The following is a 25,446-nucleotide window of genomic DNA, read 5'->3' as shown; positions in this document are numbered from 1 at the left end:
CAGCCATGCCGGGCTGCAAATGGCGCTTTCCTGCGCTTCCGGTGCTCACGTACTTTAGGTAGGTTGCGCTCCGGGTCGCAGAAAATCACCATTTTCGCCACGGCCTGAACTGATTGTCGGTTGGTCCTAAGCCTCGCAAATAAAAAGACCGCATCTGGCGCCAGATGCGGTCTTTTCGTTTCAGGAAAATAGTTGGCTATCAGCCGAAGTCGCCGAGATCGCGCACGGCACCACGGTCGGCGGAGGTCGCAAAGGCGGCGTAGGCCTTGAGTGCCGTCGTCACCTTGCGCTTGCGCTGTTCGACCGGTTTCCAGCCCTTGGTATCCTGTTCCGTGCGGCGGACTGCGATTTCTTCTTCAGAGACGCGCAGGCTGATGGTGCGATTCGGGATGTCGATGTCGATCATATCGCCTTCGCGCACGATGCCGATGAGGCCGCCATTGGCGGCTTCAGGCGAAACGTGGCCGATGGAAAGGCCGGACGTGCCACCGGAGAAGCGGCCGTCGGTGATCAGTGCGCAGGCCTTGCCAAGACCCTTCGACTTCAGGTAGCTCGTCGGATAGAGCATTTCCTGCATGCCCGGGCCGCCCTTCGGGCCTTCATAGCGGATGACGACGACGTCGCCGGCCTTCACTTCGTTTGCAAGGATCGCCTTGACTGACGAATCCTGGCTTTCGAAGACGCGGGCAGGGCCCGAGAATTTCAGGATCGACTCATCCACGCCCGCCGTCTTCACGATGCAGCCATTGAGCGCGATGTTGCCCTTCAGAACGGCAAGCCCGCCATCCTTGGAAAAGGGATGCTGGGCATCGCGGATGACGCCTTTCTCGCGGTCGAAGTCGAGTTCCTTCCAGCGTGCACTCTGGCTGAAGGCGACCTGGGTCGGAATGCCGCCGGGGGCCGCGCTGAAAAGCTCAAGTGCGGCCGGGTTGTCGGTGACCGCGATGTCCCATTTGGACAGCGCATCGCCAAGCGTATCGGAATGAACCGTCGGCAGGTCAGCGTTGAGCAGGCCGGCACGGTTCAATTCGCCTAGGATCGCCATGATGCCACCGGCACGGTGCACGTCTTCCATATGCACGTCGGCCTTGGCCGGCGCGACCTTGGACAGGCACGGTACCTTGCGCGACAGACGGTCGATATCGTCCATGGTGAAATCGACTTCGCCTTCATGGGCGGCGGCGAGAATGTGCAGAACGGTGTTCGTCGAGCCGCCCATGGCGATATCGAGCGCCATGGCGTTTTCGAAAGCACCCTTGGAAGCGATCGTGCGCGGCAGGGCTGTTACGTCTTCGGCTTCATAATAGCGCTTGGCGAGGCCAACGATACGGCGGCCAGCTTCAAGGAACAGCTTTTCGCGGTCCGAATGGGTTGCGAGCGTCGATCCGTTGCCGGGCAGGGAGAGGCCAAGCGCTTCCGTCAGACAATTCATCGAGTTTGCAGTGAACATGCCCGAGCACGAACCGCAGGTCGGGCAAGCGGAGCGCTCGATGACCCTGACGTCCTCGTCGCTCATCTTGTCGTCAGCGGCGGCGACCATCGCATCGACCAGATCCAATGCGTGAATCTTGCCGTCGGAGAGCACGACCTTGCCGGCTTCCATCGGGCCGCCCGAGACGAAGATGACAGGGATATTGAGGCGCAGCGAGGCCATCAGCATACCGGGAGTAATCTTGTCGCAGTTGGAGATGCAGACCATGGCGTCGGCGCAGTGGGCATTGACCATGTATTCGACGCTGTCGGCGATGATTTCGCGCGATGGCAGCGAATAGAGCATGCCGTCATGCCCCATGGCGATACCGTCATCAACGGCGATCGTGTTGAATTCCTTGGCGACGCCGCCATTGGCTTCAATTTCGCGCGCAACGAGCTGGCCGAGGTCCTTGAGATGCACATGGCCGGGCACGAACTGTGTGAATGAGTTCACGACAGCGATAATCGGCTTGCCAAAATCCTCGTCCTTCATGCCCGTCGCGCGCCAGAGGCCGCGCGCACCGGCCATGTTGCGGCCGTGGGTGGTGGTTCGGGAGCGATAGGCTGGCATGGTCGTCTTCCTTGAACTTCGACGGAGATTGATCTGCGATCCCTAAATCGCGAGCGCTGGTCCATAGCGCAAAACTGCGTATGCGTCACTGTTTCCGAAACAATATTTCGTTCGGTAGTCTCGCATGCGGCTTATTTATTTGCATGAGGGGGGGGCTTCCAGCACGAGTTTTTTGTCGATTTGTGTCACGCAGAGCCCGATTTGAGGCAAAATCATGTCGGCTACCCCCATTTGGGGGATGCGCCGGCGGGGTAGTTCTGGTCAGTTCGATCTGCCAGGCACTTTGCTAGGACTGGCTATTTTATCACCAAGCCCTTTATCTAAAGCCCCCTCTTCAAGCCACGGGAGAGGGGCTTTTACGTTGGCTGGCATGCTGACAACAGAGCTGAATGACTGAGCGGTCCCGGTATCATTCCGGCTTGCCCGGAAAAGCAAAAGGCCTCTCGATCTCTCGAAAGGCCTTTGAAACTGGATGGTGGGCGTGACAGGGATTGAACCTGTGACCCCTACGATGTCAACGTAGTGCTCTCCCGCTGAGCTACACGCCCATCCGATGTCGGCGCATAGACCACAAAACCCTTTGGCGCGTCAATAGACTTTTTTGCGCTTTCTGACAGGAAATTTCACGGTCATGCCAAAGCCCGGTTTTACCGGGATCAGGCGGCCAGCATCTTGTTCACTTCGTCGACGAGGTCGCGAAGGTGGAAGGGCTTGGAGAGGACTTTCGCATCCTTCGGGGCTTTCGAATCGGGGTTCAACGCCACGGCGGCGAAGCCGGTGATGAACATGACCTTGAGATCTGGGTCGAGTTCAGTGGCGCGGCGGGCCAGTTCGATGCCATCCATTTCAGGCATGACGATATCGGTCAGCAGCAGCGAGAAGGGCTCTTCGCGCAGACGGTCATAGGCGCTTGCGCCATTGTCGAAGGACATAACCTTGTAACCAGCCTTTTCCAGTGCTTTGACCAGAAAGCGGCGCATGTCGTTGTCGTCTTCGGCAAGAAGGATTTTGGGATTCATATATTTAAGCCGTTGCTTTGAGCGTCGAGATATCAGGATGCGCGGTTGCACCATGAAACCGCTGATGGGTAAATATCCGGTGAAGAGCGCGGGTCAAGCCCCACGCAACCGTCAGGTGGCAACTATGGACACAGTTGCCGTCTGCTGGCAACATACATGAAACTGCAACATGATGACATGGTAAAAGGGCTCCCATGAGCGAGCACGACAGCGACAACGATCTGTTCGAGGTTCGCGAGCCGGAAATCCAGCGTATTCCCTTTGTCTTCAACTCGCCGCACAGCGGCCGCAGATACAGCCGTGCCTTTTTGGAACAGTCCCGGCTCGATGCATTGTCGATTCGCCGTTCCGAAGATCATTATGTCGATGAGCTGTTCGGTTGTGTGACGGATCTTGGCGCGCCGCTTCTGATGGCGCATTTTCCGCGGGCGTTTCTCGACGTCAACCGCGAGCCCTATGAACTCGATCCGCGGATGTTCGATGGCCAGTTGCCGCCCTATGCCAATATCGGTTCGATTCGTGTTGCGGGTGGTCTCGGCACGGTGCCCCGCCTGGTCGCGGAGAACATGGATATCTACAAGGGTCGCCTGCCGGTCGAGCAGGCGCTGGATCGGGTCGAGACCATCTACAAGCCTTATCACGCCTGCCTTCGCAAGCTGATTGCCCGTACTCACGTAGAGTTCGGGCTTTCCGTCTTGGTGGATTGCCATTCGATGCCGGGCAATATTCGTGTCGCCGGGAGCGGTCAGAGGCCGGATTTCATCATCGGCGATCGTTACGGAACGAGCTTGTCGCCGGACCTGTCCCAAGCGGCAGTCAGCCTGCTCGAGGAGCTTGGCTTTTCGGTTGCTCGCAACAAGCCCTATGCGGGCGGCTTCATCACCGAGCACTACGGTCGACCGGCGCGCGGGCTGCATGCCCTTCAGATCGAGATCAATCGTTCGCTCTACGTCGACGAGACAACGCTGGAAAAGAAACCGCAGTTTTCCCTGTTTGCGACGACGCTTCGCAGCTTCCTGTCGGCCTTTTCGCTCTATGTCGAAAAATATGCCGATAGCACGGCACTGGCTGCAGAGTAGAAATCCGCGCCTTTCCCCACCTATTCTTTGCCCGTGAAAGCAAAAAAAACCGCGCACTGGGCGCGGTTGAAGTCTAGGGAGGAAACACCCAAGGAGGGTATTTACAGCCACAAGTGACTGTATGAAAAAGTTAATATTGCAGCGCACAATTGTCAAGCCGCTTTTCAGCCACAATGCTGCGCTGCGCAAGGGCGATGAATCAGGAAAATGCGCGAAAACTGTCCTCATGTGACAGATTTTTGAATTTCTGAATGTGCTTTCAACAAATCCGACTGACTCTTGCGCCTGACTCGCGGCAAGCAGAGAAGATTCTGCTGATTTTCGTCCGCTCTTCTTTTTTCAAAAAAACTGCACTAAACAGGCTTTAACGGCCATTTCGGCCTTCCCCGCCGCCGCGCTGCGGCGCTGTCCTCCCTGTTTACGAGGTCTCATGCTGCCCGATCGCGACTTTTTCGACCGCCTTGCCGACGCTGCCCGTGCGGAAACCCTGCCGCGCTTTCGCACCGGAATAAGCGTTGCCAACAAGGAAGCGGCGAGTTTTGATCCAGTAACCGAGGGCGACCGCGCCGCGGAGGCAGCCATTCGCGCGTTGATCGGGCAGGCGTTTCCTGAGCATGGTATTCTGGGCGAGGAATATGGCAGCGTTGGTCTCGACCGCGAGCATGTCTGGGTGATCGATCCGATCGATGGGACCCGAGCGTTCATCTCGGGCCTGCCTGTGTGGGGCACCCTGATCGGACTTTACCGGAATGGCGAGGCGATCATGGGGTTGATGGACCAGCCCTTTACCGGAGAGCGCTATTTTGCCGATGGCCACCGCACGATCTACCGCGGCCCCGAAGGCGAGAAGACGCTGGCCACACGTGCCTGCGACGCTCTTTCCGAGGCGATCATGTTCACCACCTCGCCGCATCTCTTTTCCGGCGATATCAAGCGTCGCTTCGACAACGTCGAGAGCCGCGTTCGTCTGTCGCGATATGGATGCGATTGTTATGCCTTTGCGCTTCTGGCAGGCGGGCATATCGATCTGGTGATCGAAGCCGGCTTGAAGCCCTACGACGTCGGCGGTCTTATTCCGCTGATCGAGCAGGCGGGCGGGGTGATCACCAACTGGGCGGGCGGTCCGGCGGAAATGGGTGGCGAGGTGATCGCGGCCGGCGACCCGGCGCTGCATGCGCAGGTCCTGGAAATCCTCAACGCCTGATCAATATTCGATAGAGGCTTCCATCGTTTCATCCCCGACGATGTCGTCGATTATGTCGGGGCTATTGCCGGGAATGAATGCTTCAATCGCGGCTATGGCCTGGGCGCGATAGCGATCGCTCTCGTGCAGCAGTTCATGCCGAGCTCCATCGATCGGAATGAGGTGTCCGGCGCGAAAGTTGCGGGCGAGCCGTTCCACGGCGATGTATGGGACAAGCCTGTCCTGTGTCGGCGCAAGCACGATCGTCGGCACCCGGATTTGGGTGAGGTGCTCGCGTTGCGAAACGCGTCGGATCGCCTTGAAGGTTTCATGCAGCCACCGCGCGGAAGGCGGGCCGAGCGAAAGACCGGCCTGGGCTTCGACAATAGCGTTGTTACAGGCGAAACGGGCCGGATCGTGTGTCAGAAGATTGCGGGAGAAGGGAAGGGAGCCCTTGTCGCGTGACAGCGGCAGGAAACCAAGCCCCAACCATGTGGCCACGGCTGCAAGAAATCCGATCGTCCGATGACCGACGGCCTGGCCGCCAAGCTCCACGAAGGGGGCAAGCAAGGCAAGCCGATCGATGCGGCTTGCGAGATAAGGCGCCTGCGACAGGGCAACGAGTGCACCCATCGAATGGGCAATCATGAAGAAGGGCAGGCGGGTGTCCGGTAGGACGATCCTTTCGAGGAAGGTGGAGAGATCCTGCTCATAGTCCGAGAAGCGCCGCACATGGCCCCGGCGGATGACCTTGTGAACGCGATCCGAAGCGCCCTGTCCGCGCCAGTCGAAGGTCGCGACCCAGAGGCCGCGCTCAAGCAGTTCGCCTATCGTCTCGAAATACTTCTCGATCGACTCGTTGCGCCCCTGCAGCAGAACCACCGTCCCCTTTGCCACGGGCGCGTCCGAGCGGAAGATTGCGTAGCGAATTTTGCGTCCCGCCGCTCCCTCGAAGAAGCTGACCGTGTGGCCGTGCACCTTGCCGGCGGGGATCGGATTGTCGCTCGTGGGGTGCAGGATGGTTGTCATCGGTATCCGCTGATTGGCAGCTCAGTCGACGAAGTTTCCGTCAATCGGCTTTCGATATCGTTTAGATCTAGAGGGATAGGCCGGCACCCCCGGTGGCGTCAAAGAAAAAAGGGCCGGAAACGGTGGGGGACTGGATGTACCGCTTCCGGCCATGGGGTCGGGGGCCTTGGCGGGAAGGTCGGGAGAAGGGACGTTCACCGCCCGCACCGCCTTGGCTGATCCGATACTGCGGTTCTATTCCCCTCTAGCTGAACGTAGGCGCAACCGGCCGTTCATCCTGCGTTTATGAAAGGATTTTGACGATCGCGCGGGAGGTCTTGAACCCGAAAGGAAGCATTCCCATCTTCATTCCACGGGCGCCGAAGACGGGCCCGTTCACCGGTTCCGCCATCGCCGCATTCGGGGTGACGGGATCAAGATCGCACAACAGTTGCTCTTTCAGGAGGACACCATGCGTCACGTTGATTTTTCCCCTCTCTATCGCTCCACCGTCGGTTTCGACCGCCTCTTCACCATGCTCGACAGTCTGGGTCAGCCCGACCAGTCGCAGACCTATCCGCCCTACAACATCGAGCGGACGGGCGATAACACCTACCGGATCACCATGGCCGTTGCGGGCTTCGACGAAACCGAACTTTCGATTGAAGCACGCGAGCACACGCTGACCGTCAAGGGTGAGAAGAGCGACGAAAAAGCCGCCGAAAACCAGTTCCTCTATCGCGGTATCGCCAAGCGTGCCTTCGAGCGCCGCTTTCAGCTTGCCGACCACGTGGAGATCCAGTCCGCTTCACTGAAGCACGGCCTGCTTCATATCGATCTCCTGCGCGAGATCCCGGAAGCTGCAAAGCCCCGCCGGATCGACATCGTCGCCGCGGCCTCGCAGCCGAAGCAGATCGAAGCGACCCAGATCGAGGGTGCGGCCAACTAAGGCCGGTCAAGCAATTAGGACCTATAGAATGAAGGCGGTGCCGGTTCGGCGCCGCCTTTTTGCCATCAGGAACGGGCCGGTTCGGCTGGTGCCGCAGATTCCAGCTTGCGCCGGCCATATTCGGCATATTTCTGGGCGATCACGGCACAGGCCATCAGCTGGATCTGGTGGAACAGCATCAGGGGAAGCACGATGCTGCCGATGCTCTGGCCGGCGAAGATGACATTGGCCATGGGAACGCCGCTCGCCAGGCTCTTCTTAGATCCGCAGAAGGTGATGGTGATCTCATCTTCGCGGGAGAAGCCAAGCTTGCGGCTGCCGAACATCGTGACAGTGAGGACGATCGCCAGCAGCAGGATATCGAGACCGATGACAACAGCGAGATCGCGGACGGAGAAGGTGTGCCACAGGCCTTCCGTCACCGCCTCGCTGAAGGCGAGATAGACGACCATCAGGATCGAACCGCGATCGACCGGCATCAGCAACTTCTTACGAGCGCGAATGAAGTCGCCGATCCAGGGCTGAAGGATCTGGCCGAGCAGGAACGGCGCCAGCAGTTGCAGCAGGATCTGTTCGAGCGCATCGAGCGAGAACCCGCCCTTGCCGCTGGCCGAAAACAGCAGGCCGACCAGAAGCGGCGTCAGGAACATGCCGAAAATATTGGACGCCGAGGCGGCGCAGATTGCTGCGGGAACATTGCCGCCAGCCATTGAGGTGAAGGCGATGGATGACTGGACCGTCGAGGGGAGCACGCAAAGAAAGAGAATGCCGGTGTAGAGCGCCGGCGGCAGGATCGATGCAGGGATCAGTGCGGCAGCAAGGCCAAGCAGCGGAAAGAAGCCGAAGGTCGTTGCCAGAATGACAAGGTGCAGCCGCCAGTGCAGCAGGCCTGCCAGCACGACATCCCGCGACAGGCGTGCGCCGTGCAGGAAGAAGAGAAGCCCGATCGCGATCTTGGTCGCCAAACCAAACCATTCGGCAGGTGCACTGGAGATCGGCAATACCGAGGCGAGCGCCACGGTGAGAACGAGCAGCATGGTAAAAGTATCGGGCAGGAAACGGCGCATGGCGATCAAAGCTCTGATGAGGATGGCGGCATCATTGTCATTATGATATCGAATGCAAGAAATAATAGTCATCATGAAATGAGATGATAATGCTGGACTTGGTGCAACTCCGCAGCTTTCTCGTTGTCCAGCAGATGGCAAGCTTTACCCTCGCAGCCGAGCGTCTGGGCATCGGGCAATCCACGGTAAGCCAGCATATCCGCCGGCTGGAAGACGATCTCGGACGCAAGCTGGTGGAGCGTGACACGCACCGGGTTTCCCTCACGCCGGATGGGGAGGCGCTGCTCGGGCCGGCACGCGCCATGCTGTCGCTGGACGGTCAGGTTCACGCGCTTTTCACCGAGCGGCGTCTGCGGGGTCGGTTGCATCTCGGGGTCTCGGAGGATTTTGTGGCGAGCCGGCTGCCATCGATCCTGGAGGATTTTGCGCGAACCCATCCGTCGGTCGATCTGGAATTGACGGTGGCGCTGAGCGGTGCGCTCTACCAGATGCAGGATGAAGGCGCGATCGATCTGGTGCTGGCGAAACGGCGCGTCGGCGATCCGCGCGGCAGGCTTGTTTATCGCGAGCCGCTGGTCTGGCTGGCGCGCGACCCCGAGCGGGTGCTGCGCGACGAGGCGCTGCCGCTGATCGCCTTCCCCCCGCCCAGTATCACCCGAAGTGTTGCGCTGGAAGCCTTGGAACGGGCAGGCATCGCGTGGCGCATCGTCTGCACCTGCGGCAGCCTCACAGGACTGACGGCAGCGGCGCGCGCTGGGATGGGGGTGCTTGTCCAGCCGAAGAGCCTTGCGCCGACTGGCTTGCGGGAGGTCGGCATCAGCCGCCTCCCTCGCCTTGAGGATGTCGAGTTTGTGCTCGTCGCCCGCAAGGCTGCCGATCCGGCGCTGATCAAGGCGCTGTCGGACGAGATCATGGCTGCCGTTGGCCGCCCGCAGATCGGGTCCGACGCAGGATTGTCCTGATCAGAGACGCTTCAGGAAGGCGTCCACATCCGCGTCGGTTGTCGCAAAGCTGGTGACGAGGCGGTAGAGGCCTTCATCGGCTGTCACCGAGCTTGCCAGCTGGTGCGGCACCGGCCAGTCGTAGAACACCGCGCCATCCTTCTGCAGCGTCTCGGCAACGGTCTTCTTCAGGATGACAAAAAGCTCGTTGGAACCGCTCGGCCACGCTAGACGCGCTGAGGTGGAAGCCTCAATGCCCTTGGCGAGACGCTCTGCCATGCCATTTGAATGCTTCGCGAGATCGAGCCAGAGGTCGTTCTCCAGATAGGCATCGAACTGCGCCGCGATGAAGCGTGATTTCGAGAAGAGCTGGGCAGAGCGCTTGCGCAGGTAGTGCATCTCTGCTGCCCGGGCAGGATTGAAAAGAATGAGTGCTTCCGCACACCAGCAGCCATTTTTGGTGCCGCCGAAGGAGAGAAGTTCGACGCCACGTTTCCAAGTCATTTCGGCGGGCGTGACGCCAAGCGTCACCAACGCATTGGCGAAGCGCGCGCCGTCCATGTGCAGCGGCAGATGATAATGGCGGGCGATGGATGAGATCGCATCGATCTCATCAACCCCGTAGACAGTACCTGCTTCCGTCGCCTGGGTCATGGTGATGGCCATCGGCTGGCCGCCATGGACGAAACCGGGTGGAAAGCGCTTGATCTCGGCTTCCAGCTTGGCGGGGTCCATCCGGCCGTTTTCGCTATCGACCGGCGCCATGCGCGCCCCGTGGGAGAAGAATTCTGGTGCGCCGCATTCATCGACGTTCACATGGGCTTCGCGGTGGCAGAATATATGTCCACCCGGCTTGTTGGCGCTTGCCAGGGCCAGCGAGTTTGCAGCCGTGCCTGTGCCGACGAAAAACACCGCAACATCATGTTCGAAGACTTCAGAGAGCTTCTTTTCCACCTTGCGGTCGAGATCGCTGGTGCCATAGGCCGAGGCAAACCCGGTGGACGCCTTGACAAGGCTTTCGGCAATGATGGGATGGGCGCCAGCCCAGTTATCGGAAGAGAAGATCATGAATGCAGTCCTGTGGATGACACCCGCCAATGCGGTCGAGGCAGACCATAACCCGATGTTCAGGCGGCGCAACCCATTCGTTGCGACAAGGACAATCCAATACCAGTTTGAAACCAAATTGAAGAAATATGCTGGTTGGCGAAATTAAATTACTCAAAAATGAAATTATCGGCAATGTTTGGCAAAATCTGTCCGATTATTTTGTATTGGTACTCTTGCGGTCCTCGGTGCTTTCTGGCATAGAACCTATGAAATAGGACAGTATGCCTGTCCTATTTCGGTCTCGAGACCGGAACCGGCCGTGAAAGCATTCCAGATGCACATGGCCGACGATCGAAAGTCGCAGCCGAAAACGGCTTGCGCTCACATCGCCACGGTCGCGAACAATCTGCCTGATTGTGCGACGCATCATTTGCGACCGGATCAGGATCATGCAACGATAATGCCGGTGCAGCATGCGGAATATCCGCGGCCCCGCCCCGGACTGCAGGATCGCCCGACAAGGGGCCAAACAGGAGGGAAGACGATGACGGATTTCACGCCATCACAGGAACTGGATCTCAACCGCGCGCTTGAGGCGACGACGGCTGAGAAAGCCACGTCCGGTCTCCCGAAAAAACAGGGCCTCTACGATCCGCGCAACGAGCACGATGCCTGCGGTGTCGGCTTCGTCGCCCATATGAAGGGGCAGAAGTCGCATCAAATCGTCAAGGACGGCTTGTTCATCCTCGAAAACCTAACGCACCGTGGAGCCGTCGGCGCCGATCCGCTGATGGGCGATGGCGCGGGCATTCTCGTGCAGATTCCGGACCGCTTCTTCCGCGAGGAAATGGCGGCGCAGGGCGTCACCCTGCCGAAGGCGGGCGACTATGCAGTTGGCTATCTGTTCATGCCGCAGGACGAGACCCAGGTTGATCATTTCAAGAAGGTGATCACCGATGTGGTGGCGGAAGAAGGCCAGGTTCTGCTCGGTTTCCGCGACGTGCCGGTCGACAATGCCTCGCTCTCCAAGGCGCCTGATATCGCCGCCACCGAGCCGCGCCATGTGCAGGTCTTCATTGGCGCCGGTCGCGATGCTGCGACCAACGCCGAATTCGAGCGCCGCCTGTTCACGCTCCGCAAGGTGATCTCCAACCGTATCTACGACGCCTATCAGGGTGCGGAGACCGGCTTCTACCCGGTGTCGCTGTCCTCGAAGACCATCGTCTACAAGGGCATGTTCCTCGCCTATCAGGTCGGTGCCTATTACAAGGACTTGGCCGATCCGCGCTTCGAGTCTGCTGTCGCCCTCGTGCACCAGCGCTTCTCCACCAACACCTTCCCGTCCTGGAAGCTGGCGCACCCATACCGCATGGTCGCCCATAACGGCGAAATCAACACGCTGCGCTCCAACGTCAACTGGATGGCGGCACGTCAGGCATCGGTGTCCTCGCCGCTCTTCGGCGACGATATCTCCAAGCTCTGGCCCATCTCCTATGAAGGCCAGTCGGACACGGCCTGTTTCGATAACGCGCTAGAATTCCTCGTCCAGGGCGGCTACGCGTTGTCCCACGCGATGATGATGCTGATCCCCGAGGCCTGGGCGGGTAACCAGCTTATGAAGCCTGATCGCAAAGCCTTCTACGAATATCACGCTGCCCTGATGGAGCCGTGGGATGGTCCGGCTGCCGTCTGTTTCACCGATGGCCGCCAGATTGGCGCCACCCTCGACCGCAACGGCCTGCGCCCCGCCCGTTATCTCGTCACCGATGATGACCGCGTCATCCTCGCATCGGAAGCCGGCACGCTTCCTGTTCCCGAAGAGCGCATCGTCAAGAAGTGGCGCCTGCAGCCCGGCAAGATGCTGCTGATCGACATGGAAGAGGGCTGCATCATTTCCGACGAGGATCTGAAATCGTCGCTCGCAACCCGCCATCCCTATCGGACGTGGCTGGACAACACCCAGCTCATCCTGGAAGACCTGAAGCCGGTAGAACCCCGGGCGCTGCGCCGCGACGTGTCGCTGCTCGATCGCCAGCAGGCCTTCGGCTACACCCAGGAAGACACCAAGATCCTGATGTCGCCGATGGCGACGACTGGTCAGGAGGCCATCGGCTCTATGGGTACCGATACGCCGATCTCGGCCATGTCGGACAAGACGAAGCTGCTCTACACCTATTTCAAGCAGAACTTCGCCCAGGTTACCAACCCGCCGATCGATCCGATCCGCGAAGAGCTGGTCATGAGCCTCGTGTCGTTCATCGGTCCGCGTCCGAACATCCTCGACCACGAGGGTGCGGCGCACGCCAAGCGGCTCGAAGTGCGCCAGCCGATCCTGACCAACGGCGATCTCGAAAAGATCCGCTCGATCGGCCACACGGAAGATCGCTTCGACACCAAGACGCTCGACTTCACCTATGACGTCGCACGCGGCGCCGAAGGCATGCCGGAAATCCTCGATCGCCTTTGTGAGCGCGCCGAAGCGGCGGTCAAGGGCGGCTACAACATCATCGTGCTCTCGGACCGCCAGATCGGCCCGGACCGCGTTGCGATCCCGGCGCTGCTCGCAACGGCCGCCGTGCACCATCATCTGATCCGGAAGGGGCTTCGCACTTCCGTCGGCCTCGTTATCGAAACCGGCGAACCGCGCGAAGTGCACCATTTCTGCCTGCTTGCGGGTTACGGCGCCGAGGCGATTAACCCCTATCTCGCCTTCGATACCCTGCTCGACATGCACAAGCGCGGCGATTTCCCGAAGGAAGTTGATGCCAGCGAAGTCGTCTATCGCTACATCAAGGCGATCGGCAAGGGCATCCTGAAGGTCATGTCCAAGATGGGCATCTCGACCTACCAGTCCTATTGCGGCGGCCAGATCTTCGACGCTGTCGGCCTGTCCACGGAGCTGATCGACCGCTACTTCTTCGGCACCGCGACGCAGATCGAAGGCATCGGCCTCGACGAGATCGCCAAGGAAACCTTCACCCGCCACCAGTCGGCCTTTGGCTCCGACCCGTTGCTCAGCCGCACGCTCGAAATCGGTGGCGAATATGCCTACCGCATGCGCGGCGAAGGCCATGCCTGGTCACCGGACTCGATTGCCTCGCTGCAGCATGCGGTGCGCGGCAATGCCAAGGATCGCTTCACCGAATTCTCCCAGATGGTGAACGGCGCGGCTCTGCGCATGAACACCATTCGCGGCCTCTTCAACATCAAGGATGCGAGCGCCCTCGGCCGCTCGCCGATCTCGGTGGACGAGGTGGAATCGGCCGCTGATATCGTCAAGCGCTTCTCGACCGGCGCGATGTCCTTCGGCTCGATCAGCCGCGAGGCGCACACCACGCTTGCAATTGCCATGAACAGGATCGGCGGCAAGTCGAACACCGGTGAAGGCGGCGAGGAGAGCGATCGTTACTTCCCGCTGCATGACGGCTCGCCGAACCCGGAACGGTCCGCGATCAAGCAGGTTGCCTCCGGCCGCTTCGGCGTCACGACCGAATATCTGGTCAATGCCGACATGCTGCAGATCAAGGTGGCACAGGGTGCCAAGCCCGGCGAAGGCGGCCAGCTGCCCGGCCACAAAGTCGATGCGACCGTTGCCAAGACCCGCCACTCGACCCCGGGCGTCGGCCTGATTTCGCCGCCGCCGCACCATGACATCTACTCGATCGAAGATCTGGCACAGCTGATCTACGACCTGAAGAACGTTAACCCGGCCGCCGATATCTCGGTCAAGCTCGTCTCGGAAGTCGGCGTCGGCACGGTTGCCGCCGGCGTCGCCAAGGCGCGCGCCGACCATATCACCGTCTCCGGCTATGACGGCGGCACCGGTGCCTCGCCGCTGACATCGCTCAAGCACGCCGGTAGCCCCTGGGAAATCGGCCTTGCCGAAACCCACCAGACGCTGGTGCTGAACGGCCTGCGCTCGCGCGTCGCGCTGCAGGTCGACGGCGGCCTGAAGACCGGCCGTGACGTCATCATCGGCGCGCTGCTCGGTGCCGACGAGTTCGGTTTCTCGACCGCACCGCTGATTGCCGCCGGCTGCATCATGATGCGCAAGTGCCACCTCAACACCTGTCCGGTGGGCGTGGCCACGCAGGACCCTGTCCTGCGCAAGCGCTTCAAGGGCGCCCCCGAGCATGTCATCAACTACTTCTTCTTCGTCGCCGAAGAAGTGCGTGAAATTCTGGCTTCGCTTGGCTTTGCGCGGTTCGATGACATCATCGGCCTTTCGGAACTCCTCGAAAAGGATGCGATGATCTCGCACTGGAAGGCCAATGGTCTCGACTTCAGCCGCATCTTCTACAAGGTCGATGCGCCGAAGGAGGCAACCTACTGGACCCAGAAGCAGAACCATCCGATCCACGACATCCTCGACCGCAAGCTGATCGCCGAGGCGATGCCGGCGCTCGAATCGAAGACTCCGGTCGTGGTCGAAACCGAGATCAAGAACGTTGATCGTTCGGCCGGCGCCATGCTCTCGGGCGAAGTCGCCAAGCGCTACAAGCACAAGGGGCTCAAGGACGACACGATCTCGGTCAAGCTGCGCGGCACTGCAGGCCAGTCCTTCGGGGCGTTCCTGGCGCGTGGCATCACCTTCGAGCTGATTGGCGACGGCAACGATTATGTCGGCAAAGGTCTCTCCGGTGGCAAGATCATCGTGCATCCGCCGGAAAACGCCCGGATCGTGCCGGCCCAGTCGATCATCGTCGGTAACACGGTGCTCTACGGCGCAATCGCCGGCGAATGCTACTTCAACGGTGTGGCCGGCGAACGTTTTGCCGTGCGCAACTCTGGCGCGATCGCAGTCGTCGAAGGCGTGGGTGACCATGGTTGCGAATACATGACCGGCGGCGTGGTCGTCGTTCTTGGCGAAACCGGCCGCAACTTTGCAGCCGGCATGTCGGGTGGCGTTGCCTATGTGCTTGATGAAAGTGACGACTTCCCGAAACGCTGCAACATGGCCATGGTCGAACTTGAGCCGGTTCCGGAAGAGGACGACATGCTGGAGAAGCTGCATCATCACGGCGGTGATCTCATGCACAAGGGCATGGTCGATGTTGCCGGCGACATGACGCGCCACGATGACGAGCGTCTCTATCAGCTGATCTCGAACCATCTGCACTACACGGGATCGCCGCGCGCCAAGGAAATCCTCGACCATTGGGTCGAGTTCCGTCCGAAATTCCGCAAGGTCATGCCGATCGAGTACCGGCGTGCGCTTGAGGAAATGGAGCGCATGCGCATGAGCGTCGCCGCGGAATAACGCGGCGAAAGCTCAAGTTTCGCGTGATCAGGGATAAACGTCTGTCTGGAGAAATGACCAGCAGGCCCAGGCGCAGAGCGCCAGATTTTGAAGTGAGGAATGATAGTGGGCAAGGTTACAGGCTTCATGGAAATCGACAGGCAACTGGCAAAGTACCAGCCGGCTTCCGATCGTATTCGCCATTTCCGCGAATTCACGATCCCCATGTCCGAGCCGGAAGTGCAGAAGCAGGCGGCACGCTGCATGGATTGCGGCATTCCCTTCTGCCACGGCCCGACGGGATGTCCGGTGCACAACCAGATTCCGGATTGGAACGATCTCGTCTACAACGGCAACTGGGACGAGGCGATCCGCAACCTGCACTCGACCAACAACTTCCCGGAGTTTACCGGTCGCATCTGCCCCGCACCCTGCGAGGAAGCCTGCACGCTGAACCTCGAGGACGCACCGGTCACGATCAAGACCGTCGAGCAGGCGATTGCCGACAAGGCCTATGAGATGGGCTATATCGTGCCGCAGCCGGCCGTCGTAAAAACCGGGAAGAAGGTCGCTGTCATCGGCTCCGGGCCCGCCGGCATGGCGGCTGCCCAGCAGCTGGCACGCGCCGGCCACGAGGTCCATGTCTTTGAGCGCGAGACCAAGCCCGGCGGCCTGCTGCGCTACGGTATCCCCGACTTCAAGATGGAGAAGAACTTCATCGACCGTCGCGTCGACCAGATGCGCGGCGAAGGCGTCACTTTCCATTGCGGCGTCAACGTTGGCGTCGACCGCACCGTCGACAGCCTGATGGAAGAACACGACGCCGTACTCTACTGCGGCGGCTCCGAAACGCCGCGCGATGCCGGCATCCCCGGCGTCGAGTTTGCCGGCGTGCATGACGCCATGCCCTATCTCGTCCAGCAGAACCGGCGCGTCGGCCGCGAAAATATAGACAGCGTCGGCTGGCCGTCCGATCCGATCCTGGCCGGCGGCAAGCATATCGTCGTTGTCGGCGGTGGCGACACGGCATCAGACTGCGTCGGCACCGCCTTCCGCCAGGGTGCCGTCAAGGTGACGCAGCTCGACATCCGCCCGCAGCCACCGGAAAAGGAAGACAAGCTCGCCGTCTGGCCGTTCTGGGCCACCAAGATGCGGACCTCTTCCAGCCAGGCGGAAGGTGCGGTGCGCGAATTCCAGGTGGCAACGCTCGAGTTCGTCGGCGATGAGGATGGTATCCTGACCGGCGTCAAGTGCTGTCAGGTCGACGAGCGCCGCAAGCCGATCGCCGGTACGGAATTCGTCATCAAGGCCGATCTCGCCTTCATAGCCATCGGCTTCCGCGGCCCCTTCACCGACAGCGTGCTGAAGGACCTCGGGGATCGCCTTGCGATCAACACCGATAATCGCGGATCGAGCAACGTCATCGCCAAGGACAGCGACTACAAGACCTCCGTCGACAAGCTCTGGACTGCCGGTGACGTGCGTCGTGGCCAGTCGCTTGTCGTCTGGGCGATCCGCGAGGGCCGCCAGGCCGCGCGCGCTATCGATGAGGCCTTGATGGGGTCGACGGTCCTACCGCGCTGATATTCATCCGCGTCTGATCCAAACGAAAGGCCGGGGAGATCCGGCCTTTCGCGTTTGTGATCGATAGCCAAGACGCTCTCGTCAGTTACGGATCACCGGATTGCTGAGAACGGTGCCGGGCTTGGCAAGTCGGAAGTCATCAACCCGGCCCTCCGGAGCGGCGGCCACCTCTCCCTTCTCGACAAGCAGGTCGCGGGGGCTTTTGCCGCTGCCGGCAGGGATCGCGTTGGCATCCATCAGGGCGCTGCCGCCATCCAGGTCGGGATCCTTGAGGCTGATGGGCTGGGTCTGGATGATATCCTCGTTTGCCGCGGGCGCGCTGACGATCAGGTCCTTCAGGTCATCACCGCCGGGAATATCGGAGCTCGAAGCTGCAGCATCGCCGAGAATCTTGCGGATATCTTTCTCGACATAGAAGGCGAGCTTGCGTTTGCCGGCTTTGGTCAGGTTGATCCCGTCGGATCCGCGCAAACGAACCTGTTGCCCATTGATATCGGAGCCAGTCATGACGAACTTGCCGCCTTCGTCGACAAAACCATCCCAGACATCGACAAAGGTGCCGTTGACTTTTTCCGTCTCCGTGCGGAAGAGGGTGTTGAAGGTCACCATATCAGCCGTCATCGCCGTAGACTGGAAGGCCGGCATGCCGACCCACAGAAGCGGGGTTCCATTGCTGTGGGCAAGGCTCGCAAGCGAGGCCGCGCGCCGGGTGTATTCGCCAAGCCACGTTTCGGTCTTGAACTTCTCCATTCCGTCACCGATCGCCATCTGCTGCCGGTCGTTGGCGCCGAGGCTGATGATGATCAGATCCGGTTTCAGCTCGGCGACATAGGTCGGTAATGTCTTCTGCCAGTTGAAATAGTCCTCGCGCACAAGGCCTGACGATCCGCTGGAACGGCTTTCCACGACAATACCGGGCGTGGTTTCAAAGGCGGTATCCAGCCCATCGGCAAGGCTTCCGGCAACGAAGTCGCCGACCACAAGCACCTTCTTGGCATTTTCCGATTTCTGGATGACAGGCGGTGGTGGTTCCGTCGTGACGGTCACCACGGCTTTCTGGCGTTTCTTCTGCGGCCGCGATTGCTGGCGTTGTTGTCGCGGCTGATAGACGGGGACGTCATCATAGATTGGTTGGCGCGGTTTCGGGCGACCGAACAGGAACTGCAGAAGCGTGCGTCGCTCCTGGGCCGCGGCCTCAGGAGGCGAAACGATAACGACGGTGGTCACCGCAAGCGCAACGACGGTTATTGCCAGAACCGTGAAGCGTGTGATGCGTTGAAGAAATCTTGAAATCATCTTGACCGTCGTCATCTTCCGACGCTGCTTTTTGCGCCTTCCTGTTCCATCGAACTTCGCAAATGCGCCTTGTGCAGCAAGCATGCGACCATAGCAGTTCTGTGGCAACAGAATTGTCACTGTCAAAAACATAGGGCGTACGAATGCGCCCCATGTTGTCTCTACCTGAGGTATCACCCAGGCGGGTCATACCGTGATGATGACGGGTTAGTTGCGCAGGGCTTTCAGGAGCTGCTGCGTTGGTTCGCCATCCGGGGACATGCCGTTGCGGTTCTGGAACGCCTGGATCGCTGCCTTAGACCCGGAGCCGAAGTTGCCATCGACCTCGCCGTCGTAATAGCCGAGCTCCTTCAAACGATTCTGCAGCTCGAACTTCTGTTTTATGTCCAGCGTGCCGTCGGGGCGCGCCCAGGCCTGCTGCATGCCGCCGTAGCCGGCGATCTCGTCGGCAAGCAGGCCGACGCCGAGTGCATAAGAGTCAGAGGCGTTGTACCGCTTGATGACGAAGAAGTTCTTGGCCATCAGGAAGCCCGGGCTGCCAGCGCCGCCCGGCATTTTGAGCTCCGCGCGTTGGTCAGGATTGCGGAAGCCCTTGCCGTTCGGACGGGCAAAACCTAGGGCTGCCCATTGGCCTAGCGACTTTGTCTGGCCGGCATACTGGCTGCCGTTCGCCGGCACGGCGACCTCATAACCCCAGGTCTGGCCTGTCTGCCAACCATTCTTCTTCAGGAGGTTGGCTGTGGTTGCGAGCGCATCGGGAATGGAGTTCCAGATGTCGCGATGGCCGTTACCGTCGGCATCGACCGCATAGAGCAGGTAACTGGTGGGGATGAACTGGGTATGGCCCATGGCGCCTGCCCAGGAACCGTTGAGCTCCCGCGGAGAAACGTCCCCGTTCTGCAGGATTTTCAGGGCCGCGACGAGCTGGGTCTTGGCATATTTCGCGCGCTTCGGATCGGCATAGGCGAGCGTTGCGAGCGCACGCGGCACGTAGTGAAGGCGATCGTCCTTTTCGAGAACCGCGCCATAGTTGGATTCCATCGACCAGATCGCCAGGATGACCGAGCGCTCGACGCCGAAGTGCCGCTCCAGAGCGGCCAGCGTGCGAGCATGCTTCACAGCCATTTCCTGGCCGATGCGCACTGTATAGGGGTTTACGCGGCTATCGACATATTCCCAGATCTTGTGCTTGAACTCAGGCTGATAGGCGGCCTTTTCCAGGACGACCGGATCGGGCGACTTGACGCCGGAAAATGCCGCTCGATAGGTTGCCTTGCTGATCCCTGCCTTAGCGGCGGTTTCGTAAAAGCTGTTGATCCATGTCTGGAAGCCCTGATCGGCAAAGGCCGGCGTGGATGACATGAAGGTCGCGGCGGTCATGAACGCGACGGCAGCCGCGCGGCAAAGCAAGGATGTGCTGTTCTTTGTCATGGACTGTCGTTCCGTTTCTCGCCTCCGCCTTGCCTTTTGAGACCCGGCGGATCAGCTACACATTCTACAGGCTTGCAACCGGCATTCCCTGAAAATATGAGGAACCTGCTGCATCGTTTCGAGGAACAGACGCGTTTACGACTGTGCCAAGAGCGAAGTGTAAGAAAATGAGGTCAACAAATTCTTTACCATGAACTGGTGACATCGTCTTCCTTTGCAAAAAAATAGCAATTCCCCTGTATTCCCGCCCCCATTGCTACCAATTCAGTTAGATTTCACATTATCGTGATTCGGAGATGTCAATGAGTGACAAGCGTAAAGTCCGCAAAGCCGTGTTCCCCGTCGCGGGTCTCGGAACCCGTTTCCTGCCGGCCACCAAGGCCGTGCCGAAGGAAATGCTGACCGTCGTCGATAAGCCGGTCATTCAATACGTCGTCGATGAGGCGATCAATGCGGGCATCGAGCACCTGATCTTCGTCACCGGTCGCGGCAAGGCAGTCATCGAGGACTATTTCGACATTCAGGTCGAACTCGATCAAACCCTGCGCGAACGAAACAAGAAGGCTGAGCTCACCTTGCTCGAAGGTATCCTGCCCCCGGCCGGAACCACCAGCTTTACCCGCCAGCAATCGCCGCTTGGCCTTGGCCACGCGGTCTGGTGTGCCCGTGAGCTGGTCGGCAACGAGCCCTTCGCGCTGCTGCTTCCCGACATGATCATGCAGGGTGAAAAGGGTTGCCTGAAGGGTATGGTCGAGCTCTACGAACAGAGCGGCGGCAATGTTATCGGGGTTGAAGAGTGCGCTCCGGACCAGGCCCACAAATACGGTATTGTCGGCGTCGGCGACCGGATCGGCGAAGGCTACAGGATCACCGGAATGGTCGAGAAGCCGGCCCCGGGCACCGCACCTTCCAACTTCTTCATCAATGGACGCTACATCCTGCAGCCGGAAATCTTCCCGATCCTCGAAACGCAGGAGCGTGGCGCAGGCAACGAGATCCAGCTGACCGATGGCATGATCAAGCTATCGAGGGACCAGTCATTCGCGGCCTATCATTTCCAGGGCACGACCTATGACTGCGGCGCCAAGGATGGGTTCATTCTGGCGAATGTTGCTTTTGCGCTGCAGCGTGCGGATATGCGATCGGCTGTAGAAGGCCCGCTCAGGGAACTTGTCGCCGGGCTCAAGTAAGCGCCGTCATCAAACGAAATCAAAACGCCGCCCGTTCTTCCAGCAGGCGGCGTTTTTGTTCGTGGGTGAGCGTGGCGTTTATCTTCGAAGCGTCAGGCCGACACCGAGCTTTGTGACGCTGGAGGATGGCGCGCTGTCCTGGTTGGTCTTTTCGTAGCTGACATCGCCCGTCAAGGCGAGATAGCGGTTCAGATCCCAGGTCAGGCCTGCACCGGTATTCCAGACAGTCTGGTCGCTGGAGAGGCTCTCCCCCGGATAGTTGCGGAAGGTGAGGCTGTTCGACAGTCGCGCTATCAGGTTGGATCGCAGTTCATGGCTGGCCTGGCTGTTCAGCGTGTAGACCAGCGCGCCGCTTTCACCAGGCATCGTTGAGGGTTCGATGCCTGTAGTGATTCCATAGGCGATGTTCGTTCCGCGCATCGGTGACCAATTCAGGATGCCGTCAAGCGTAAAGCCATTGACATCGTTGAGGCGCGCATCGTCGAAACGATAGGTTTCGTAGCCCAGAGCGATTTCGCCGTTGAGCTTTTCACCGAGATCGGCCTGGACGCCCGCCCGACCGGCATACGTGTCGTAGGAACGTTCATAACCGAACCGGTCGTTGCGCTGATCGTAGACGGATTTTCCGGCAGCGGCCTCCAGGAACGGGATGATGGCTGGCGAAAGTTCATAGCCGATCCGCCCGGTTATGGTGCCTTCATTACGGTTGCGGTCGTCCATGGACAGGGTCGTGCCATTGTCGAATTCGGCATCACCATAGACATAACGATCGTAGTCGACCCGCGCCGAGCCACGCAACAAGCCGAAATCATGTTCGATGCCGGCACCCAACGTATATTGGTTGATGCCGGATTGGGTCGTCGCCAGGTTGATCGCGTTCGGGTCGGTCGAATCCTCGCGCTCGAAATGATAGCCGGCGCGCAGCCGCCCGATAGTGTCTTCCGTGAAATCGAGCCGCAGTTCGGCGTCAATATCGGCCAGCGGTTCGGTCTCTCCATCGCCCGAAACATTCTTCTGCCAGATGCCTTCGCCGGTCACCGTCAGCTGGTGGCGGGACCAGTCGGAGGTCAGCGTACCCTTCAGTCCTGTTTCAAGGTAGCCGCGGTCGCTGTCGTCGCCGTTGCCCTTGTTGATTTCGTGGTTGTAGCTTTGTCCGAGCGTGGGTTTCAGGACGAAGGTGCCAATACGGATACCGGCAGCTTCGCTGCGATTGTTGTCATATCGCGTACGAAGGCCGTCGACGGTGCCTTCGCGCAGATTGATGCGATTGAACTCTTCGTTAAAGGCCGCATCTCCGGACTGGGAATCGATACCGTCGCTAGCGTCGGTCAAGAACGGCGTCTGGGCGGCGGCCGGATCGCCAGTACTGCTGTCTGCAGCCTGTCCCGGCACCGCGTTGCCGGAAACGGCGGATGGATAGGCCTGGTCGGCGCTTGGGTCGAGGCTTTGTGCCAATGCAAAGGCTGGCGCGAGGAAGGCGCAGCCAGCCAGAAGCCAGGCGACTGTCGTCGCCGGACGAGAGCCGCTACGGCCCCTGGTCGGTTGAAAATCTGGCGCCATCAGCCGCATGCCCGCAAACCGTTTGAAAGTATTGATCAACCGTAAACCGATGTGGTTAATCAATCCTTTAAATGGTGCGTATTTCGGCTCAGATGGCCTCGACGGTCAGCTGCCGGCCGCTGCTCGCGATGACGCGGACACGCGATCCGGGCGAGAGATCCGGACCTTCGACAGGCCATGTCGTGTCATCAAGACGGATGCGTCCACGCCCCTCGCTGATTGGTTCTTCGAGAACGGCAGTTCGGCCCACCAGACGCGCACCTCGCTGGTTGAGCAAAGGCTCGTCCGTGGTATTGCCGGATCGAACGACCAGTCGCCGTCCGACCAACACGGCCGCGACGGAAAACAGTGCGAAGATCACCAGCTGTGTCTGCCACATCCAGAATCCGGACGACCAGAGCAGCAGTGAAAGCGCCCCGGTCAGGATGGCAGCGATCCCGATCCAGACAAGAAACACACCGGGCATGACCACTTCGGCGGCCAGAAGCACAAGGCCCAGAACCCACCAACCCCAGGGGCCAAGCTCGTAGAGAATTCGCTCGATCATCGGTTAGGTCTCGTTGCGGGAAGGATCGAAGGGATTGCGCACGATCGGGGTGCGCGCCGCACTCGGACGCGGGACCGGAGCGTTTCCAGCGTCACCGAACACTTCTCGGGCAATGGCGCCGATGCCGCCGAGCGAGCCGATGAGTGAGGAAGCTTCCATCGGCATCAGCACGATTTTCGAGTTACCGGCGGTGCCGATCGCCGTCATGGCTTCCGTATACTTCTGGGCGACGAAGTAGTTGATGGCCTGCACGTTGCCGGTGGCGATCGCTTCTGAAACCAGCATGGTTGCCTTGGCTTCGGCCTCCGCGAGGCGTTCACGGGCTTCCGCATCCCGGAACGCGGCTTCCCGCTGGCCTTCTGCCTGGAGGATCGCCGACTGCTTGGCACCTTCGGCGCGTAGAATCTGCGCGTTTCGCGAACCTTCGGCTTCGAGCACCTGCGCACGCTTCTCACGTTCAGCCTTCATCTGCCGTGCCATGGCATCGACCAGATCCTTCGGTGGCTGGATATCCTTGATCTCGACGCGCGTGACCTTGATGCCCCAGGGACCGACGGCCTCATCGACGACCCGCAGCAGCTTGTCGTTGATGGTGTCGCGGTTGGAGAGCAGCTCGTCGAGATCCATGGACCCCATGACGGAGCGGATGTTGGTCATGGTGAGGTTGAGGATGGCGCTTTCCAGATGGGAGACCTGATAGGCAGCCTCTGCGGCGTTCAGTACCTGATAGAACGCAACTGCATCGGCGGAGCAGCCGGCATTGTCGCGGGTGATGACTTCTTGCCTTGGAACATCGAGCACCTGCTCCATGACGTTCATCCGTGCACCGATCTTGTCGATGAAAGGGATGATCAGGTTGAGGCCGGGCTCCAACGTGCGGGTGTAACGCCCGAAGCGTTCGACGGTATAGCGAAAGCCCTGTGGCACCGTCTTGATCCCGGCAAAGATTACCAGAATTACTAAGACGACGAAGGCTATGACGGCGATGTCGAGACCAGCAAGCGGCATGGGCTTCTCCTGTTAGGTCGGATGCACGCACGCATTTTAGGCCAAGACGTTGGAATTGCGCGGATTATTTGTCCACACATGTCAATTGTAGCCGCTTTTTACCGTTTCCCACGCGGCGGTGATGCAACCGGACCCAAAATGGAGGTCAGTCACTGTCTCTTTCGGGGCTAGATCCAGCCCTGTAATTCCCGGCGAACAACATGTTCAAGCACTGCCATGCCATCGACGCTGTCATTGAGGCAGGGGATGTGGGTGAACTTCTCGCCTCCGGCATGGTGGAAACTCTCGGCCGCCTGCTCGGCAATTTCTTCCAGCGTCTCGAGGCAATCGGAGACGAAGCCGGGATTGATCACGGCGATGCGCTTGACGCCGTCATGGCCAAGTTTCTCGACGGTCTTGTCGGTATAGGGTTGGAGCCATTCCTCAGGCCCGAAGCGGGACTGGAAGGTCACCTGCAGCTTTTTCTCTGACCACCCTAGTTTCTCGCGCAGCAATCGCGCGGTCTTCTGACACTGACAGTAGTAGGGATCGCCCTTCTCGAAATAGGATTTCGGAATGCCGTGGAAGGAGGTGAGTACAACCTCCGGCTCCCAGTCGAGGGTCGACAGATGCTGGCGGATCGAATTCACCAAAGCCTCGATGTAGACGGGGTCGTCATGGTAAGGCGGAACGGTGCGAAGCGCCGGCTGCCAGCGCATCTTGAGAAGTGCCTTGAAGGCTTCGTCGTTCACCGTCGCTGTCGTCGCGGCAGCATATTGGGGATAAAGCGGAAAGACGAGAATACGTTCGCAGCCCTGTTTTTGCAGGGCCTCGATCCGTGATGCAATGGATGGCTGACCATAGCGCATGCCCCAATCGACCACCACATTGGAGAAACCCGAGAGCGACTTTGCCATCAGCTCGGCCTGATTGCGCGTGTAGGTGCGCAGGTAGCTTTCATTCAGGTCCTTGTTCCAGATCGTCTCATAGGCCTTGCCCACCTTGGCGGGGCGGGTGTTGAGCACGATGCCGTAGAGGATCGGATACCAGAACAGGCGCGACCACTCGATCACGCGCCGGTCGCTGAGGAATTCCTTGAGGTAGCGCCGCATCGAAACCTTGTCGGTACCATCGGGGGTGCCGAGATTGACCAGCAACACACCGACCTTGCCATGGGCGACGGGCGGGTGGTTGTCGGAGAGCATATAGGCAGCAGATGTCATTCGGGCTTCCTGGGAATTATGGGCACGGCACCGGTACGACGACGGATGT

18 protein-coding genes and 1 tRNA gene are annotated in these 25,446 nt (G+C 59.9%); 7 read left to right on the top strand and 12 right to left on the bottom strand.

From position 1 onward, the window contains the following. Window positions 1–199 precede the first annotated feature (199 nt). The 3 genes from ilvD to cpdR1 all read right to left on the bottom strand — a co-directional run bounded on the left by ilvD (window position 200) and on the right by cpdR1 (window position 3,063). Entirely contained in the window at window positions 200–2,044 is a 1,845-nt protein-coding gene (ilvD, locus tag QO002_RS19775) for a dihydroxy-acid dehydratase (protein ID WP_307232774.1), read from the bottom strand. A 473-nt stretch (window positions 2,045–2,517) separates the two neighbouring features. Next, a tRNA-Val gene (locus QO002_RS19770) sits at window positions 2,518–2,592 on the bottom strand. Window positions 2,593–2,700: 108 nt separating this feature from the next. Beyond that, window positions 2,701–3,063, bottom strand: coding sequence for a response regulator CpdR1 (cpdR1, locus tag QO002_RS19765; RefSeq protein WP_307232772.1), 363 nt, complete (start codon window positions 3,061–3,063; stop codon window positions 2,701–2,703). Window positions 3,064–3,257: 194 nt separating this feature from the next. Here cpdR1 and QO002_RS19760 point away from each other — a divergent pair, with 194 nt between their 5' ends. Continuing rightward, entirely contained in the window at window positions 3,258–4,142 is an 885-nt protein-coding gene (locus QO002_RS19760) for an N-formylglutamate amidohydrolase (protein ID WP_307232770.1), read from the top strand. Between the two features lie 430 nt (window positions 4,143–4,572). Continuing rightward, window positions 4,573–5,346, top strand: coding sequence for a histidinol-phosphatase (gene hisN, locus QO002_RS19755; RefSeq protein ID WP_307232768.1), 774 nt, complete (start codon window positions 4,573–4,575; stop codon window positions 5,344–5,346). Here the strand turns inward: hisN and QO002_RS19750 are convergent, their stop codons facing one another. Next, window positions 5,347–6,354, bottom strand: coding sequence for an alpha/beta fold hydrolase (locus QO002_RS19750; RefSeq protein WP_307232766.1), 1,008 nt, complete (start codon window positions 6,352–6,354; stop codon window positions 5,347–5,349). A 451-nt stretch (window positions 6,355–6,805) separates the two neighbouring features. Here QO002_RS19750 and QO002_RS19745 point away from each other — a divergent pair, with 451 nt between their 5' ends. Then, complete coding sequence (locus QO002_RS19745) at window positions 6,806–7,282, top strand: Hsp20 family protein (RefSeq protein WP_307232764.1); 477 nt, start codon at window positions 6,806–6,808, stop codon at window positions 7,280–7,282. A gap of 65 nt (window positions 7,283–7,347) precedes the next feature. On the opposite strand, the gene QO002_RS19740 is transcribed toward QO002_RS19745, so the two are convergent. Beyond that, window positions 7,348–8,349, bottom strand: coding sequence for a bile acid:sodium symporter family protein (locus tag QO002_RS19740; protein ID WP_307232762.1), 1,002 nt, complete (start codon window positions 8,347–8,349; stop codon window positions 7,348–7,350). Between the two features lie 89 nt (window positions 8,350–8,438). Between QO002_RS19740 and QO002_RS19735 the strand changes: the two genes are divergently transcribed. Next, entirely contained in the window at window positions 8,439–9,311 is an 873-nt protein-coding gene (locus QO002_RS19735; RefSeq protein ID WP_307232760.1) for a LysR family transcriptional regulator, read from the top strand. On the opposite strand, the gene QO002_RS19730 is transcribed toward QO002_RS19735, so the two are convergent. After that, window positions 9,312–10,358 carry a threonine aldolase family protein gene (locus QO002_RS19730; RefSeq protein ID WP_307232758.1) on the bottom strand — a complete coding sequence of 349 codons (1,047 nt, stop codon included), beginning with the start codon at window positions 10,356–10,358 and terminating at the stop codon, window positions 9,312–9,314. Window positions 10,359–10,884: 526 nt separating this feature from the next. Between QO002_RS19730 and gltB the strand changes: the two genes are divergently transcribed. Both gltB and QO002_RS19720 read left to right on the top strand, forming a co-directional pair. After that, entirely contained in the window at window positions 10,885–15,600 is a 4,716-nt protein-coding gene (gltB, locus tag QO002_RS19725; RefSeq protein WP_307232756.1) for a glutamate synthase large subunit, read from the top strand. A gap of 105 nt (window positions 15,601–15,705) precedes the next feature. Next, complete coding sequence (locus QO002_RS19720; RefSeq protein WP_307232754.1) at window positions 15,706–17,163, top strand: glutamate synthase subunit beta; 1,458 nt, start codon at window positions 15,706–15,708, stop codon at window positions 17,161–17,163. Between the two features lie 81 nt (window positions 17,164–17,244). Here QO002_RS19720 and QO002_RS19715 read toward each other — a convergent pair whose 3' ends face one another. Both QO002_RS19715 and QO002_RS19710 read right to left on the bottom strand, forming a co-directional pair. Next, a complete protein-coding gene (locus QO002_RS19715; protein WP_307232751.1) occupies window positions 17,245–18,474 on the bottom strand; it encodes an SGNH/GDSL hydrolase family protein in 1,230 nt (409 codons plus the stop codon). A 192-nt stretch (window positions 18,475–18,666) separates the two neighbouring features. Next, window positions 18,667–19,839, bottom strand: coding sequence for a lytic murein transglycosylase (locus QO002_RS19710; RefSeq protein WP_307233553.1), 1,173 nt, complete (start codon window positions 19,837–19,839; stop codon window positions 18,667–18,669). A gap of 353 nt (window positions 19,840–20,192) precedes the next feature. Here QO002_RS19710 and galU point away from each other — a divergent pair, with 353 nt between their 5' ends. Beyond that, on the top strand, window positions 20,193–21,080 hold the full coding sequence (galU, locus tag QO002_RS19705; RefSeq protein WP_307232749.1) for a UTP--glucose-1-phosphate uridylyltransferase GalU: 888 nt from the start codon (window positions 20,193–20,195) through the stop codon (window positions 21,078–21,080). A gap of 78 nt (window positions 21,081–21,158) precedes the next feature. Here galU and QO002_RS19700 read toward each other — a convergent pair whose 3' ends face one another. From QO002_RS19700 to hemH, 4 genes are all read right to left on the bottom strand, one after another. Then, entirely contained in the window at window positions 21,159–22,640 is a 1,482-nt protein-coding gene (locus QO002_RS19700) for an outer membrane beta-barrel protein (RefSeq protein ID WP_307232747.1), read from the bottom strand. Between the two features lie 88 nt (window positions 22,641–22,728). Further along, window positions 22,729–23,187: an NfeD family protein gene (locus QO002_RS19695; RefSeq protein WP_307232745.1), complete on the bottom strand. Its 459-nt coding sequence runs from the start codon at window positions 23,185–23,187 to the stop codon at window positions 22,729–22,731. A gap of 3 nt (window positions 23,188–23,190) precedes the next feature. Further along, window positions 23,191–24,195: an SPFH domain-containing protein gene (locus tag QO002_RS19690; RefSeq protein WP_307232743.1), complete on the bottom strand. Its 1,005-nt coding sequence runs from the start codon at window positions 24,193–24,195 to the stop codon at window positions 23,191–23,193. 167 nt (window positions 24,196–24,362) lie between these two features. After that, window positions 24,363–25,397 (bottom strand): ferrochelatase, encoded by a 1,035-nt coding sequence (gene hemH / locus QO002_RS19685; RefSeq protein WP_307232741.1) that lies wholly within the window; start codon window positions 25,395–25,397, stop codon window positions 24,363–24,365. Window positions 25,398–25,446 lie beyond the last annotated feature (49 nt).

Origin of the sequence: Pararhizobium capsulatum DSM 1112 (assembly GCF_030814475.1) — a bacterium.
Taxonomy (GTDB): Bacteria; Pseudomonadota; Alphaproteobacteria; order Rhizobiales; family Rhizobiaceae; genus Pararhizobium; species Pararhizobium capsulatum.
Note: the sequence above shows the minus strand (reverse complement) of the source record. Positions and strands in the feature narration are given on the sequence as shown.

Bases quoted from the DNA above. Each gene is read 5' to 3' on its own strand.
- ilvD (WP_307232774.1), bottom strand. From the start codon at position 2,044: ATGCCAGCCTATCGCTCCCGAACCACCACCCACGGCCGCAACATGGCC.
- cpdR1 (WP_307232772.1), bottom strand. From the start codon at position 3,063: ATGAATCCCAAAATCCTTCTTGCCGAAGACGACAACGACATGCGCCGC.
- QO002_RS19760 (WP_307232770.1), top strand. From the start codon at position 3,258: ATGAGCGAGCACGACAGCGACAACGATCTGTTCGAGGTTCGCGAGCCG.
- hisN (WP_307232768.1), top strand. From the start codon at position 4,573: ATGCTGCCCGATCGCGACTTTTTCGACCGCCTTGCCGACGCTGCCCGT.
- QO002_RS19750 (WP_307232766.1), bottom strand. From the start codon at position 6,354: ATGACAACCATCCTGCACCCCACGAGCGACAATCCGATCCCCGCCGGC.
- QO002_RS19745 (WP_307232764.1), top strand. From the start codon at position 6,806: ATGCGTCACGTTGATTTTTCCCCTCTCTATCGCTCCACCGTCGGTTTC.
- QO002_RS19740 (WP_307232762.1), bottom strand. From the start codon at position 8,349: ATGCGCCGTTTCCTGCCCGATACTTTTACCATGCTGCTCGTTCTCACC.
- QO002_RS19735 (WP_307232760.1), top strand. From the start codon at position 8,439: ATGCTGGACTTGGTGCAACTCCGCAGCTTTCTCGTTGTCCAGCAGATG.
- QO002_RS19730 (WP_307232758.1), bottom strand. From the start codon at position 10,358: ATGATCTTCTCTTCCGATAACTGGGCTGGCGCCCATCCCATCATTGCC.
- gltB (WP_307232756.1), top strand. From the start codon at position 10,885: ATGACGGATTTCACGCCATCACAGGAACTGGATCTCAACCGCGCGCTT.
- QO002_RS19715 (WP_307232751.1), bottom strand. From the start codon at position 18,474: ATGACGACGGTCAAGATGATTTCAAGATTTCTTCAACGCATCACACGC.
- QO002_RS19710 (WP_307233553.1), bottom strand. From the start codon at position 19,839: ATGACCGCCGCGACCTTCATGTCATCCACGCCGGCCTTTGCCGATCAG.
- galU (WP_307232749.1), top strand. From the start codon at position 20,193: ATGAGTGACAAGCGTAAAGTCCGCAAAGCCGTGTTCCCCGTCGCGGGT.
- QO002_RS19700 (WP_307232747.1), bottom strand. From the start codon at position 22,640: ATGGCGCCAGATTTTCAACCGACCAGGGGCCGTAGCGGCTCTCGTCCG.
- QO002_RS19695 (WP_307232745.1), bottom strand. From the start codon at position 23,187: ATGATCGAGCGAATTCTCTACGAGCTTGGCCCCTGGGGTTGGTGGGTT.
- QO002_RS19690 (WP_307232743.1), bottom strand. From the start codon at position 24,195: ATGCCGCTTGCTGGTCTCGACATCGCCGTCATAGCCTTCGTCGTCTTA.
- hemH (WP_307232741.1), bottom strand. From the start codon at position 25,397: ATGACATCTGCTGCCTATATGCTCTCCGACAACCACCCGCCCGTCGCC.